This is a genomic window from Pseudoduganella lutea, assembly GCF_004209755.1.
Classification (GTDB): domain Bacteria; phylum Pseudomonadota; class Gammaproteobacteria; order Burkholderiales; family Burkholderiaceae_D; genus Rugamonas; species Rugamonas lutea.
On record NZ_CP035913.1, the window covers coordinates 7,239,718 to 7,253,622 of the forward strand.

Annotated in this window: 11 protein-coding genes and 1 pseudogene; 7 read left to right on the top strand and 5 right to left on the bottom strand. The window is 67.5% G+C overall.

The window, feature by feature from the left end; genetic code table 11:
- Positions 1 to 55: 55 nt before the first annotated feature.
- A complete protein-coding gene (locus EWM63_RS30525; RefSeq protein ID WP_130189875.1) occupies positions 56 to 1,228 on the bottom strand; it encodes an alpha/beta hydrolase family protein in 1,173 nt (390 codons plus the stop codon).
- A 304-nt stretch (positions 1,229 to 1,532) separates the two neighbouring features.
- Between EWM63_RS30525 and EWM63_RS30530 the strand changes: the two genes are divergently transcribed.
- Positions 1,533 to 2,735 (top strand): porin, encoded by a 1,203-nt coding sequence (locus EWM63_RS30530; protein ID WP_130189876.1) that lies wholly within the window; start codon positions 1,533 to 1,535, stop codon positions 2,733 to 2,735.
- A gap of 9 nt (positions 2,736 to 2,744) precedes the next feature.
- Positions 2,745 to 3,152, top strand: coding sequence for a type 2 periplasmic-binding domain-containing protein (locus tag EWM63_RS30535; protein WP_130189877.1), 408 nt, complete (start codon positions 2,745 to 2,747; stop codon positions 3,150 to 3,152).
- Here EWM63_RS30535 and EWM63_RS30540 read toward each other — a convergent pair.
- The gene (locus EWM63_RS30540; RefSeq protein WP_130189878.1) at positions 3,133 to 4,068 is read right to left on the bottom strand and encodes a LysR family transcriptional regulator; all 936 of its coding nucleotides are present in this window, start codon (positions 4,066 to 4,068) and stop codon (positions 3,133 to 3,135) included. The two genes, EWM63_RS30535 and EWM63_RS30540, sit on opposite strands and share 20 nt — an antisense overlap.
- 146 nt (positions 4,069 to 4,214) lie before the next feature.
- On the opposite strand from EWM63_RS30540, the gene EWM63_RS33220 reads away from it, so the two are divergent.
- The 5 genes and pseudogenes from EWM63_RS33220 to EWM63_RS30570 all read left to right on the top strand — a co-directional run bounded on the left by EWM63_RS33220 (position 4,215) and on the right by EWM63_RS30570 (position 8,150).
- Entirely contained in the window at positions 4,215 to 4,604 is a 390-nt protein-coding gene (locus EWM63_RS33220; protein WP_165391001.1) for an ABC transporter substrate-binding protein, read from the top strand.
- Positions 4,604 to 5,409 (top strand): annotated as a pseudogene (locus tag EWM63_RS32755) (ABC transporter substrate-binding protein). The gene EWM63_RS33220 and the pseudogene EWM63_RS32755 overlap by 1 nt, the downstream one beginning before the upstream one ends.
- 12 nt (positions 5,410 to 5,421) lie before the next feature.
- A complete protein-coding gene (locus EWM63_RS30560) occupies positions 5,422 to 6,471 on the top strand; it encodes a Rieske 2Fe-2S domain-containing protein (RefSeq protein WP_130189882.1) in 1,050 nt (349 codons plus the stop codon).
- Positions 6,468 to 7,406: a PDR/VanB family oxidoreductase gene (locus EWM63_RS30565; protein ID WP_130189883.1), complete on the top strand. Its 939-nt coding sequence runs from the start codon at positions 6,468 to 6,470 to the stop codon at positions 7,404 to 7,406. Before EWM63_RS30560 ends, EWM63_RS30565 begins: the two co-directional genes overlap by 4 nt.
- Before the next feature lie 138 nt (positions 7,407 to 7,544).
- Complete coding sequence (locus EWM63_RS30570) at positions 7,545 to 8,150, top strand: TetR/AcrR family transcriptional regulator (RefSeq protein WP_130189884.1); 606 nt, start codon at positions 7,545 to 7,547, stop codon at positions 8,148 to 8,150.
- 249 nt (positions 8,151 to 8,399) lie between these two features.
- Here the strand turns inward: EWM63_RS30570 and EWM63_RS30575 are convergent, their stop codons facing one another.
- From EWM63_RS30575 to EWM63_RS30585, 3 genes are read right to left on the bottom strand one after another with little or no spacing between them, the layout of a single operon-like run.
- Complete coding sequence (locus EWM63_RS30575) at positions 8,400 to 10,925, bottom strand: glycoside hydrolase family 3 protein (RefSeq protein WP_130189885.1); 2,526 nt, start codon at positions 10,923 to 10,925, stop codon at positions 8,400 to 8,402.
- Positions 10,922 to 12,214 carry an MFS transporter gene (locus EWM63_RS30580; protein ID WP_165391002.1) on the bottom strand — a complete coding sequence of 431 codons (1,293 nt, stop codon included), beginning with the start codon at positions 12,212 to 12,214 and terminating at the stop codon, positions 10,922 to 10,924. The genes EWM63_RS30575 and EWM63_RS30580 overlap by 4 nt, the downstream gene beginning before the upstream one ends.
- A complete protein-coding gene (locus EWM63_RS30585; protein ID WP_207221197.1) occupies positions 12,211 to 13,878 on the bottom strand; it encodes an alpha-L-rhamnosidase-related protein in 1,668 nt (555 codons plus the stop codon). The genes EWM63_RS30580 and EWM63_RS30585 overlap by 4 nt, the downstream gene beginning before the upstream one ends.
- Positions 13,879 to 13,905: the final 27 nt, after the last annotated feature.

Genomic DNA, 13,905 nt, shown 5'->3' on the forward strand with positions numbered 1-13,905 from the left:
AGTCTGGTGTCCGACACCTTTCCCTCTCGGGAATGGTGTCGGACACCGGTTTGTCCTAGATGGCTACCCGTCCGCCCAGCGTTTCCGCGACCCAGTCGGCGATATACGCGCCGGCGTTGGCCGAATTGTCGAAGCTCGAATGCTGCACGCCGCCCTCGCGGTCCGTGAAGATCTTCAGCTCCCGGCCGGGGCTGTTCACGAGCTGGTCGTAGGTGCGCTGTGCCCAGTGCAGCGGGATCTGCGAATCCTTTTCGCCATGCGTGACGAGGAATGGCACGGTGATGCGGTCCAGCACACCGTCCAGGTGCACGTTCTCCGCGATGCGCATGAAGTCGTCCATGTCCTTTGCACCCCAGACCCAGCGCACGTGTTCCCAGTAATGGGGCACCGGGAAGCTGCCTTCCTTCGCCAGCCGCTTCTTCTGCACGTCGCGCCAGTCATGGTTGGCGCCCCACACCACGCCGCAGGCGAAGCGCGGCTCGAAGGCCACCGCGCGGGGGCAGTAGTAGCCGCCCAGCGACACGCCTTCCAGGCCGATGCGCTTCGGATCGACATCGGCGCGGCGCTCCGGTGCCGATTCCAGCCAGTCGACGACCTTCGATGCCCAGCGCTCGCTGTCATGAACAGCCGTCATGCCGTGCAGGCGCAGCGCTTCGCCGGTGCCCGGCTGGTCGATCACCAGCGAGGACACGCCGCGCTGCGCGAGCCAGCGCGGCAGGCCGACGCGGTATTTCATTTCCTTCGTCGAGTCCAGGCCGTTGACCTGCACGAGAAGCGGCGCGGGTCCCGTCACGCCCTCGGCGCGGACGTAGAGCCCCGCGATGTGCCCATCGCCATAGGGGATTTCCACGCGTTCGCAGTTCTCGCCGGCCAGCCGGATGCCGCGCGCGAACACGTCGAGGAAGCGCTTGTAGAGCTCCGTGCGGCCCGGTGCGCCATGCGCCTGCAGGCGCTCCGCGGTCAGGTAATAGGTGGCGGCACGGCCGTACTTGTCACCGGCGGAGATGAGGCGGCCGCGCCGCTCGTCTTCCTCGGCAAGGCCGCACAGCTTGTCGGCCATGTTCGACCAGGTGGCGCGAAATGCGCGGGTGCCCTCGGCGTCGGGCTGGCGCGCGGCTTCCTGCAACGGCGCGCACATTTCTTCGATCTCGCCGATCCTGGCGCCCATCTCGATGGCCAGGTCGACCGACAGGTTCCACACATAGTTGGTCGGGAAGTACTTGAACATGCTGTTTCCTTTGTTTATTGGGGTAGCGGCGCGCCCTGCGGCGGCGCCGGCACGACGGCTGTCAGCAATATAAGGAAACGGCACGATGCCGAAAAATGGATTATTTCCATGGCAGCCATCCGCCGGATCGATACCTGGCCAGGACAAGGGCTGCGCTGTTGAAAAAAGGCGACAGTAAATTGTTAAACCACCACGCAAATTTGAAAACTATTTGATGCCGCACAGCAATCCCTCTATCGTTCGATGCTTACCGGCCGCCGCCACCGTCCTTGCGGCACAACGAACAACAATGGATCACTACGGAATGAAACGCACACTGTTAGCTGCAGCGCTCCTCGGCACCTTTGCCATCGCCCACGCGGCCGATCTCGGCAGCGACAACCTCAGCATCACCGGCTTCGGCACCCTGGCAGCCGCGAAAAGCAATACGGAAGATGCCCGCTACACGCGCTCGAACCAGCGCGAAGGCACGGCCGGCACGACGACCATCGGCCTCGATTCGAACCTGGGCCTGCAGGCCACGTACAAGTTTTCCGACAAGCTGTCGGCCACCACGCAGATCCTGTCGCGCAAGTCGACCGGCGACAGCTTCACGACCGAGCTGGCCTGGGCATTCGTGAAATACCAGGTCAACGACGATGTCGCCGTGCGGGTGGGCCGCGTGGTGATGCCGACCTTCCTCATCTCCGATTACCAGAACGTGGGCTATGCCAACACGATGATGCGTCCGCCGACCGAGCTGTATGGCTCGAACTTCCTCGAGAATATCGACGGCGCGGACGTCAGCTGGCAGCACAGCGTGGGCGAGACGAACTTCACGGCGCAGGCGGTAGCCGGCGTGGTGCGCGGCAAGGCCTACACGGCGCAGGACAAGTCGGTGGAGCGCTTCCAGTCGCCGCACGCGGCGTTCGCCTTCACGGCCGAACGCGGCCCGGTGCTGCTGCGTGTCGCCCACGTGCGCGGCAAGCTGACGATCGACGCGAAAGACCTGAACATGCTGGCGGATGCCGTGTCGCATGCCGGCTTCGGCCAGTTCGCCAGCGATTTCAGCATGCGCGAGAAGAAGGTGATCTCGTTTACCTCGGTGGGCCTGATGGCTGACTGGAACAACATCGTCGTGCAATCGGAATACGGCATCCGCCGCGGCGTGGACAAGATGTTCCTGGCCGACGCGGATGCGTGGTACACGATGGCCGGCTATCGCTTCGGCAAGGTGCTGCCTTACTACGCGCACGGCAGCTTCAAGTCCAAGCCCTCGGTCGACATCCCGGCCGGCCTGGCGAACATTCCCGCGCTGTACGGCGCGATGTCGGGCATTCTCGCGCCCACCGGCCAGAAGTCGGACACGATCGGCGTGCGCTGGGACTTCGCCAAGTCGGCCGCGCTGAAGGTGCAGGTCGACCGCATCAAGCCGGGCGTCAAGAATGCGCTGCTGTCGGACGTCACGCCAGCCGGCGTGGGCAAGAACGTCACCGTCGTCGCCGCCGGCGTCGACTTCGTGTTTTAAGGATCAGCCATGAAAAAAATCTACAGGATCGCCGTCGCCGCCGTGCTGGCGACCGCCGCCGCCACCGCCGCCGCTGAAACGGTCGTGATCGTCAGCGCCAAGAATCCCGCCACCCGCATGTTCTCGGAGCAGGCCGCCCAGTTCTTCCTCGGTAAATCGACGATGTTCACGCCGGTCGACCAGGCCGACGGTTCGGCGATCCGCAACGAGTTCTACAAGAAGGTGACCGACAAGGATGCCGCCCAGGTGAAGGCCATCTGGTCGAAACTCGTCTTCACCGGCAAGGCGCAGGCGCCGAAGGAATTCAAGTCGAACGCCGACGTGAAGAAGGCCGTGGCCGACGATCCGAAAGCGATCGGCTATATCGACAAATCGGCCGTGGACGATACCGTCAAGGTCATTCTGACCCTGCAGTAAGCGCTTTTCCACTCCCCTGGGCGCCGAACAGCTCGACGAGCAGCGCGCGCAGCCAGGCGCTGGCACCGTCCTTGTGGTATTTGCGGTGCCAGTGCTGTTTCAGGTCGAACGGCGGAATGTCCAGCGGAGGTTCCAGCAGCCGGATGTCCGCCAGTTTCGCGAACGATTCTCCTACCGCCCGCGGTACCGTCACCACCAGGTCGCTCGACGCGATCAGGAACGGGATCGACATGAAGTGCGGCGTCGACAGCACCACCCTCCTCTCGATCTTCTGCCGCGCCAGGAACTGTTCGAACACTTCCTGGCTGCGCCCTTCCGCCTTGATCACGGCGTGCCCCATCTTCAGGAATGCCTCCAGCGTGAGCCGCCGCGCACGATAAGGGTGCCCCTGCCGCAGCAGGCAGGTGAAATCGTGCGAGAACAGGCGCTGCTGGAACAGGTTGCGATGGTGCAGGTCGGGAAAGTAGCCCACGGCCAGGTCCACGTCGCCGCTTTCCAGGGCCCGCGCCAGCTCGCCGGGCGGCATGGTCACCGAACTGATCGTCGCCTCCGGCGCGTCGCGCTGCAACCGGTCCAGCAGCTTGGGCAGGAACGTCATCTCGCCGATGTCCGACAGCGCCAGCGTGAAGCGCCTGCGCGTGGTGGCGGGGTCGAAATCGCGGCGCGCCAGCACGTCCGTCTCGAGGCGCTGCAGGATGTCGCGGGTGGGCGCGATCAGGTCGAGCGCGCGCGGCGTGGGTTGCATGCCCTGCGTGGTGCGCACGAACAGCGGGTCGCCGAGGGCCGTGCGCAGCTTGTTCAGCGCCACGCTGACGGCCGGCTGGCTCATCCCCAGGCGGCGCGCGGCCCCGCTCACGCTCTTTTCCTCGAACACCGCCAGCGCCACCGGCAGCAGGTTCATGTCGAAAGCCTTCACACGCCCTCTCTATTACGTTTTCGAATTCAGATTATGCAATAAATTCCATTTTCAGATAGCGCAGATTGCGTGATCATCGTTCCACGACGGGCCGGTCCAGGCCCGCGCCACCGCGGGAGCCCCTGGTTCCCGACAAGGAGACGATCTTGCGCAACCTGATACCCGGCAGCGCCCTGCCTGCCTTTGCCCTCGCTTGTACCGCTGCTTTTGCCCTTGGTTTTACCGTTGCTGCATCCGCCACGGAACCCGTGCGGATCGGCGTCATCACTTCTCTCTCCGGCCCCGCCGCGCACAGCGGCGCGCAAATGAAAGCGGGCGTCGATACGTGGCTGCGGCTGAACGGCGCCATGGCCGGCGGCCGCAGGATCGAGGTACTGTACCGCGACGACACGGGGCCGCAGGCCGAGGTGGCCAAGCGCCTGGCCACGGAACTGGTCAGCCGCGACAAGGCCGACATTCTTGCAGGCTTCATCTTCACCCGAACGCGATGGCCGCCGCCAGCGTGGCCGACCGGGCCCGGCGCCCGCTGGTGGTGATGAACGCCGCCGCTTCCGGCATCACGAAACGCTCGCCCTACGTGACCCGCACGTCGTACACGATCGCGCAGTCGGTGGTGCCGCTGGCACAGTGGGCGCACAAGACCGGTTCGCGCAGGGTGTATTCGCTCGTGGCGGACTACGCCCCCGGGCTGGACGGCGAGGAATGGTTCGATCGCACGTTCAAGGCGGCCGGCGGCACGATCGTCGGCTCCGTGCGCACGCCGCTGTCCACCGTCGACTACGGCGCCTATGTGCAGCGCATCAAGGATGCAAAACCGGATGCGGTGCACGTGTTCCTGCCGAATGGCCAGCCCATGGTGTCGTTCATGAAGGCGTGGCACGAGAAGGGTCTGGGCAAGGCCGGCATCCGTTTCCTCGGTGGCGAAGGCTGGGCCGACCAGGATGTGCTGGCGCAAGGCGGCGAAGGCCTGGCGGGTATCTACACGGCCGGCTTCTACGCCTGGTCGCGCCCGGGGCGGAGAACGCCCGGTTCCGCGAAGCGTTCGCGAAGACCGTGGGCGGCCGTTTCGAACCGAACTTCCTTGCGGCTTCCGCCTACGACGGCATGGCCCTGATCGCCGCCACGCTGGCGAAAACGGGCGGCAAGGCGGACGGCCCCACCTTCATGAAGGCGGTGAAGGGCTACCGCGCCGCCAGCCCGCGCGGCACGGTCACGATTGACGCCGCCACCAACGACATCGTGCAGACGATCTACATTCGCCGCATCGACAAGAGTGCCGGCGGTTTTGTCGCCAATGAAATCGACCGGTATGACGCGGTCCACGACCCCGTGAAAAACTAAAAGGAGACCACCATGACCTATCCACTGAACCGCTGGTACGTTGCCGGCTTCGACTGGGAGGTGACCGACGCGCCGCTCGGCCGCACCTTCCTCGACCGCCCGGTCGTGCTGTTCCGCGACGCCACCGGCCGGGTTGCCGCCCTCGAAGACCGCTGCTGCCACCGCGCCCTGCCCCTTTCCTGCGGCCGTGTCGAGGATGGCGCGCTGCGCTGCGGCTACCATGGCCTGTTGTTCGCCGCCGATGGCCAGTGCATCGACGTGCCCGGCCAGGCCAGGATTCCTGGCAAGGCGCGCGTGGCGCCATACCCCGTCGCCGTCGTCGACCAGGTGATCTGGATCTGGATGGCACAGGAAACCGGTGGCCAGCCGGACCGCGAGCCTCCCCGCGTGCCCGCCCATGCCGACCCGCGCTATCGCTTCCGGGGTGGCGCGTTCCACTACCAGGCACCGTACCAGCTGATCCACGACAACCTGCTCGACCTGAGCCACGTGGGCTACGTGCACACGAAAACGATCGGCGGCAACGCCCGCGTGCACATGGAAGCGCCGACGAACGTGGCGGCCGACGGTGAACACGTGCGGGTGGTGCGCAGGATGATGGCGTCGACGCCACCGGCCACCTATACGGCGGCGTGGCCGTTCGAGGGCGCCATCGACCGCTGGCAGGAGATCGATTTCCACGTGAGCCACCTGCAGATCTTCACGGGCGCCGTCGATGCCGGTGCCGAACCGATCGACAATCCGGATCGGGGCGGCTTCCACATGCGCGGCTTCCACGGCGTCACGCCGGAAACGGCAACCACGTCGCACTACTTCTGGACGATGGCCGCATCGAGCCACCCCGACGGGCCGGACAACCTGGAGACCGTGTACCGGCAAACGGCCGACACCTTCGAGGAAGACCGCGTGATCATCGAGGCGCAGTGGCGCAACATGCAGCGCTTTGGCCAGCCGCCGATGGTGGATATCCACGTCGATGCGGGCGCGAACCGGGCAAGGCGCGTCATCGCGCTGCTGAAAGAGAACGATGTGGAAAACAACCGGGAAAGCGCCGTGCAATGAAAGCCGTCATTTGCAGTATTGCGGACACCACGCCCGAAGTCCGGATCATCGAGCTGGCGGCGGCCGACGGCGGCCCGCTGCCGCCCTATGAACCGGGCGCCCACCTGGACGTGACGCTGCCCGGCGGGATCACGCGGCAGTACTCGCTGTGCTGCGCCGCGCCGTCGCCGCTGCGCTACCGGATCGCGGTCAAGCGCGAACCCCGGTCGCGCGGCGGCTCGGCATGGCTGCACGACGCGGCCGCCCAGGGATCACCGGTGGAAATCGGCACGCCGCGCAACGCCTTCGCGCTGGCACCCGCGGCGTCGGCGCACCTGCTGTTCGCCGGCGGCATCGGCATTACGCCGGTGCTGTCGATGGCCCATGCGCTGGCCCGGCGCAACGCACCCTTCCGGCTCGCCGTCTTCGCCCGCGCGCCGGACCTGGTGCCATTCGCCGGCGAACTGGGAGCTGCGCCGTTGGCGCCCTTCACCAGCGTGCATTGCGCATTGGGTCCGGACGAAACGGCCGCCGCGATCGACGCGCTGCTGGCCGCCGCGGTGGACGGCACGCATGTGTATGCGTGCGGACCCGCACCGTTCATGGCAGCGGTCACGGAGCGGGCCGCTGCCCGGTTCGGGGCCGATTGCGTGCACACCGAGTCGTTCGGCGCCATCGCGCCGGCCGGGGGCGACCGCGCGTTCGTGCTGCGCCTGCTGCAAAGCGATCGCGAGATCGCCGTACCGGCCGACCGCACCGCCCTTGCCTGCCTGCAGGACGCCGGGATCGACGTCGCGTCGTCGTGCGAGGTGGGCGTGTGCGGCACGTGCATGACACGGGTACGCGAAGGCCAGGCGGATCACCGCGACAGCTACCTGACCACCGCGGAACGGGAAAGCTGCTTCCTGCCATGCGTGTCGCGGGCGGTGACGCCGGTGCTGGCGATCGACCTGTGAAGCGGGCGCGGGGCCCACGTTTCGCCGCGCGCCGCCTTTCCCTGGCGGGCGACCCGCGATAGCGGGGCGGCACCGACGCTACCGGACCCGGGGCGATTGCGGCATACTGTGCGACCCGCAACGCCCTGCCACGTATCCATGAGAACAAAATCGGACGAGCGGCGCCACCACATCCTCCAGGTGGCCGCCGCGACCTTCAGCGAACTTGGTTTCGAGAACACCACGATGTCCGACATCGTCTCCCGCATCGGCGGCTCCAAGTCCACGATCTACAGTTACTTTCCCTCCAAGGACGTGCTGGCCCAGGCCGTGCTCGCGCATACGGCGCAGATCAGGTTGCAGCAGGCCTTCCAGGCGCTGGACACGGCGCGGCCACTGCGCGACGTGCTGCGCCAGTTCGGCCGCACCTACCTCGTGCAGCTGCTGGCGCCGGAAATGCTGTCGGCCGTGCGCATGGCCCAGCAGAACACGCACCGCACGGAACACGGCAAGCACTTCTACGAGGCCGGGCCGCGCACCGGCTGGACCATCATCCAGAAGTTCCTCGAGCACCACACGCAGGCCGGCACCATCCTGCCCTGCGACGGCTGGGTCGCGGCGATGCACCTGAAGGGGCTGCTGCAGGGCGAGCTGCTCGAGCGGGCCATGTTCGGCGAACAGATCACGGCCGTGCGCGCCATCCACCAGGTGGCCGACCGCGCCATCGAGGTCTTCCTCAGGGCATACGGCGCGCCCGGCGCCTGACGACGTTGCGCGCCACACGGCGTGCCTTTGTCCTGCTGGCCCGGAGCGTCGATCCGCCAGGGATCGGGAAGTCGCGTGATGTACTTTACCTTTCGGTTAGTTGCATTTTTTTGGCATCAGCTTTGCGGACGTGCTTCGCCATGCCGACGCCAGTGCGTGTGCCGGAGGTCCCCACGCGCGCTGGCGCCCGTCACTACGTGCCGCTGCGCGGCCGGGGCGGCAATGTCCCGCCACCCCGGCCCTCCTGCCTTACTGCCTTGGCGATGGCAGTTGCACTTCCTGCCGCTGCACGATCTCGGCGGCGTTGAACCCCACGCCCAACGATACCTTGCCGGCCGAGGTCCGCCACCCGTTCCCCTTCTCATCCCAGTACGACAGCAGGCGCCGCTCAACGGGGATCGTCACGACCCGCTCGCCGCCGGCGGGCAACTGTACGCGGGCAAAGCCCACCAGTTTCACGGCCGGCGTCTCCACCGGTGCCGGCAGTGCGCCACTGTAGACCTGCACGACGGTCGATCCGGCCCGGGCACCCGTATTCTTCACGCGCACGGAGACCGTGGCCGCCGTGTCGCCCTGCCCCGGCCGCACGCCCAGCTGGTCCAGGCTGAACGCCGAGTACGACAGGCCGTAGCCGAACGGGAACAGCGGCTTCTGGCCATGTTTCTGCAGATAGCGGTAGCCGACGAACACGCCCTCGTCGTAGCGCACGGTGCCGCCGCCGCGATAGGGCCGCGGGCCCTGGCTTTCATCCGCCGGGAACGACACGGGCAGCCGGCCGCCCGGTTCCGCGTCGCCGAACAGCACGTTGGCGATCGCCGTGCCGGCAGCGGCGCCGGGATACCACATCTGCACCACGCCCTTGACACGGGACAGCCAGGGCATTTTCACGGCGCCGCCCGTGTTCAGCACCACCACGGTGTTCGGATTGGCGGCGGCCACGGCGTCGACCAGCGCATCCTGGTCGGCCGGCAGCGCATAATCGTCGCGATCCATTTCCTCGCCCGTCACCTGGTTGACGAAGACGATCGCCACGTCGGACTTCTTCGCCAGCGCCACCGCATCCGGAATCATCGACGCGCCCTGCCAGCCCAGCTGGATGCGCGGCCCGGTGAACGCGCCCCGGGACGAATACGCCACCTCGATGCGCACCTTGCGGCCCTTCTGCAGCGGCACCGTGCCATGCAGCGGATACGTGAACGGCCCCGAGCCGGGGAATCCTTCGGCCGTCGACCGGGCACCGTCGATGACGGCCTTGCCGTCGACCGTCACCTTCACCGCGCCACTGACGGAAGCGGTCAGCCGCACGGGGCCATCCTTGTCCGGGGTGTATTCGGTCACCCATTTCGCCGACCACTTCGCCGGCATCGACATCGATGGCTTGCCCTTGATGTCGATGTCCTTCACCGTGTCTTCGCCCAGCGGCGCACCACTGTGATCCTCGGTGCCGAAGTACTGCACGCGCCAGCCCGCCTTGCCGTCCGGCGCCACCAGCCCCACCGGCGGCGCAAAGAGGCCGCCATCGGCGGACATCGACGGCAGCACCACGTCGCCCTGCGAACCCTGGGCATGCGCCACCTTCGCGGCGTTGCCGGCCTTTGCCGCGATGGCTTCCAGGGGCGTGACGAACTGGCCGGGATCGACGAAGGTCGACCACATCACGCCAGTCACCGCTTCCCTGCCGGCCGGGCCGATGACGGCGATCCGCCCGGTGCGCCGCAACGGCAGCACACCGCCCTCGTTCTTCAGCAGCACGGTGCCGCTTTCCGCCACCTTCACGGCCAGCGCCTGGTGTGCCGGGTTGGTGACCACGGCGGCCGGCGTATCGGTGACGGGATTGTCGAACGTGCCTGTCGAGAACAGCGCCCACAGCGTGCGGCGCGCGGCATCGTCGAGCCGGGCTTGCGGGATGCGGCCATCCCTGAACCCTTCCGCCTTGCGCAGGAACGGTTGCAGCGACCATGAATCGATGCCGGCATTGAATTGGGCGATGCCGTCCGCGCCGCCCATGAAATCGGTGGCCATGTAACCGTCGAAGCCCTGACGCTTGATGAGCGACAGCAGCCATGCGTTTTGCAGCATGAAGGTGCCGTTCACCTTCGGGTAGGAACCCATCAGCGACCCGATCCGCGCCCGCTCCACCAGGTAGTTGAACGGCAGGTTGTACACCTCGTGCAGCGCGCGCTGACCCACTTCCACGTTCAACGTCAGCCGTTCCCGTTCCGTGTGGTACACCGTGTAGTGCTTGGCCATGGCGATCACGTGCTCGCCCTGCATGCCGGCGGCCACCTCGGCTCCCAGCGCGGCGTTGACCAGTGGGTCTTCACCGAACGATTCCGTCAGGCGCCCCGACAGCCCGTCGCGCGCCACGTCCACCGTGGGGCCGAGGATCACATTCCAGCCCTTGCCGCGTGCCTCCGTGGCGATCGCCTTGCCGTATTCGCGCGCCAGCGCCGCGTCGAACGTGGCGCCCAGTTGCAGCGGCACGGGAAACGCGGTCACGCCCTTGTCGCCACGCAGGCCCGCCGACGCATCCACGCGGGTCAGCGCCGGCACGCCCAGCGATGCCAGCGGCGCGTACTCGGCCGGGTCGACCGCGCTGACCAGCGCCACCTTCTGCTCTAAGCTCATCGCCTTCAGCAACTGGTCGGCCCGCACATGCGGCGCCTGCGTGGCATCGCGCCACGGCTGCGCGGCCGGTTCGGCTTGGGCCATGATCGCGATGGCCAGGCCCACGTGCAGGACCACGCCGCGGCGCAGCAGATTCAGTTTCGTCATCTCGTCTCTCTTGTCGTTGTGAAATCAAATGATTGCGGCGCGGCGACCGGCAGCCTGCGAATATACAGCCAGCCGAGCCCCGTGGTGAAGCTGACGGCCACGGTGAGCGTGACGAACAGCGTGGTCGGCCCGCTTTCGATCAGCAGCGGCGTGGCCAGCGCGGCCACGGCCGCCAGCATGCGGGTGAAGAACGTGGTGGCGCCCTGCGCCGTCGAGCGCAGCAGGGTCGGGAACAGTTCCTGGCTCCAGACCTTCCACATCGACTCGCCGGCAAACGCGCCGCCGATACCCTGCAGTATCTGCCATGCGGCCAGCGACGCCACGTTCACGCCGAACAGGATCGGCATCAGCTGCCCGGCCACGGCCAGCACGCCACCGGCCACGAACCACGTCATCCGCGACGGCAGGTCGACGGTGCGCATGAACAGCACGGCGCTGGCGAAGGAAATGACCAGCACCGCGGTGTTCACCAGCCCCGCCGTGGAAATGGACGTATGCGCCACTTCCGTGTACAGCAGCGTGCCGAACTGCCCGCCCGTGTTGGCGGCCAGGTTGAACACGCCATAGAACAGGGCCAGCGCGATGAACGGGCCGATGAAGCGGCGGTTGAACAGTTGCCGCATGCCGCCCGCGTCGATGTCCGTATCGTCGCTGCGTGCGTCGGCATCGGCGCGCGCCCGCATCCATTCGACCGATTCGGGCAGCGTGGCCCGCAGCGCCAGCACCAGCAGCGCGGCCACCAGCACGTGCCCCCACATGAGCCGCCCACCCAGCTCGCCCAGGTTGCCGACGATCACCTGCAGCACGTAGGTCGTGCCGATCGCCGCCATCCACAGCACGTGCGAGAAGGCGATCAGCCGGCCCTTGAAGCCGGGCGGCGCTTCCTCCGCGATCATCGCCATCGATACCGGCAAGTCGGCGCCGATGCAGAAACCGACGATGATGGTCCCCGCATACAGCACCGCCAGCGAGGGCGCGAACGCCAGCATGGCCGTGCCGAGCGCCAGCCCGACCATCGTGGTGGTGAACACGCGGCGCCTGCCGAAGCGGTCGCCCAGCCGCCCGCCGACGAGTGCGCCGATGGCGAACAATGCCGTCAGCACGGCGGACAACTGGCCGATCCGCATCAGGGTCAGGCCGAAATGGTCCTTGTACAGCACCAGCGCGCCGCCGCTGGTGATGATGGCCGCGGCATCCAGGTAGGACGCCATGCCCGCCAGGATCGCCACGCGCCAGGCGGAACGCGGCAAGTCCCGCAGGCGCGGCACGGGGATGGCTTCGACCTTCATGCGCCCTCCCCTTGCGGCAACGAATCTCCCGTGAAACCGGGCGGCCGGCCCAGCCCGCGCGCCCGGAACAGCCATGCGGGCGAACAGCTCCATGCGTGGCAATAGCTGTTCGCGTGGATGTCGCCATACGGCGAAGCCAGTGGATCGGCGGGGTCGAACGCTTCCCAGAACGTGTCGGCGCCCGCATCGAGCATGCCGCCCCAGTAAGAACGCACGAGTTCCAGCGCTTCCCCGGCCATCCCGCAGGCCAGCATGGCCTCGGCGATGTAGTGGTAAGCATACGGGGTGATGGGCCTCACGGCCTGCGGATCGGCCAGCGCGTTGCGCAAGGCCGCCTGCGCGACGTCCACCGATTCGGGAATCCCGGCCAGCACGATCCACGCCTGGGCCACGCACGACACCTGTTGCCCAGGGCCGCTCGTGTAAACGCCCCGCCCCGCGTCGAACAGCTGCTTGCGCGCGGCCGCCGCCATGCCGTCGACAAGCGGGCCATAGTGATCAACCTCGCCGGCGCAGTCGAGCAGTGCGGCCAGCGCCAGCATGCGCCGCAGCGCGAACACGATGACGGCATGCGTGGCGGCACTCTTGTCCAGGCCGAAGGCCCAGTCGATGAAGCACCACGTTTCGCCCGTGTCGTGGAACATCAGCGTGTCGTCGAGCCGCGCCAGCAGGCAGTCGACCTGGCGCCGCGCCACCGGCCACAGCTCGCGGCCGCAGACGGTGTCCCCTGTCGCTTCCACGTACTCCTGCAACGTCACGCAGAACAGCGCCGCGTAGTCGAGCGTGGTGGTGTCGCCGTACGTCGGTTCCGGCCGCTCATAGACGCAGCCGTTCACCAGCCCGTCGGAACGCGGCAGGCCGGCAAACAGGTACAGGCAGCGCTTGACGACATCGTCGGCGCGCAGCGTGGCATAGCTGGCCAGCGCCTGCAGCCGCAGGTCGCCCACCCAGAGCCGCCGGTCACGCCGCGGGCCATCCTCGAACGCCGTCTGCAGGCAGTCCCGCAGGGTGCGCTGCGCAACGAGGTCGACCCGGCGGATCCATTCCGGATACGCCGCCGGCAACGGCGCCGGCTCGTTGCGGGCCGACGTGACCGCGTGCGCCGTCATCGCCTCGAAACGCACGCCGAAGCGGCGCGACGCGGCCAGTACCTCGACCTTCACGTAGCGGAACGCGTGCCGGCGCGGCAGCTTGGCCACCGCCGGAAGGTCGTCGATCGTGACGATCTCCTCCGGCAGCCACGCGGCGCTGATCCAGCCCGAATACGGATAGAGCGGCTCGGCCACGTCGGTGGGCACTTCGCCGAACGTGAGCCGCAGGCGGATCGGACTGTCGGCAACGCTGCCCACCGGCACGGCGCGAAACGACAGGTAGCCCGTCAGGTGCTCGCCGAAATCGACGATGAAGGCGGCGCCCTCGGCCCAATCGCGGCGCGCCAGGTCGGCGCCACCGGCCACCGGCCGCATCGCATGGCGCAATGCCAGGTCGGGCCGCGATTGCGCCTCCACCAGCGCGACCGGCAGGATGGCGCGCTCGTTCAGCGCCGGCGTCAAGGCCTGTGCCGTGCGCAGGAATGCCGCCACCGGTTCCCCGGCCGGCAGGTTGACCCGCCGCGCCTCCTCCGCCGCGTTGGCCTGGGCGATCTGTTCCGGACTTGGTTTCATTGCTCTCCTTGTTGTCACGTGAAACGG

Bases quoted from the DNA above. Each gene is read 5' to 3' on its own strand.
- EWM63_RS30580 (WP_165391002.1), bottom strand. From the start codon at position 12,214: ATGAAGGTCGAAGCCATCCCCGTGCCGCGCCTGCGGGACTTGCCGCGT.
- EWM63_RS30560 (WP_130189882.1), top strand. From the start codon at position 5,422: ATGACCTATCCACTGAACCGCTGGTACGTTGCCGGCTTCGACTGGGAG.
- EWM63_RS30585 (WP_207221197.1), bottom strand. From the start codon at position 13,878: ATGAAACCAAGTCCGGAACAGATCGCCCAGGCCAACGCGGCGGAGGAG.
- EWM63_RS30530 (WP_130189876.1), top strand. From the start codon at position 1,533: ATGAAACGCACACTGTTAGCTGCAGCGCTCCTCGGCACCTTTGCCATC.
- EWM63_RS30570 (WP_130189884.1), top strand. From the start codon at position 7,545: ATGAGAACAAAATCGGACGAGCGGCGCCACCACATCCTCCAGGTGGCC.
- EWM63_RS30575 (WP_130189885.1), bottom strand. From the start codon at position 10,925: ATGACGAAACTGAATCTGCTGCGCCGCGGCGTGGTCCTGCACGTGGGC.
- EWM63_RS30565 (WP_130189883.1), top strand. From the start codon at position 6,468: ATGAAAGCCGTCATTTGCAGTATTGCGGACACCACGCCCGAAGTCCGG.
- EWM63_RS30525 (WP_130189875.1), bottom strand. From the start codon at position 1,228: ATGTTCAAGTACTTCCCGACCAACTATGTGTGGAACCTGTCGGTCGAC.
- EWM63_RS30535 (WP_130189877.1), top strand. From the start codon at position 2,745: ATGAAAAAAATCTACAGGATCGCCGTCGCCGCCGTGCTGGCGACCGCC.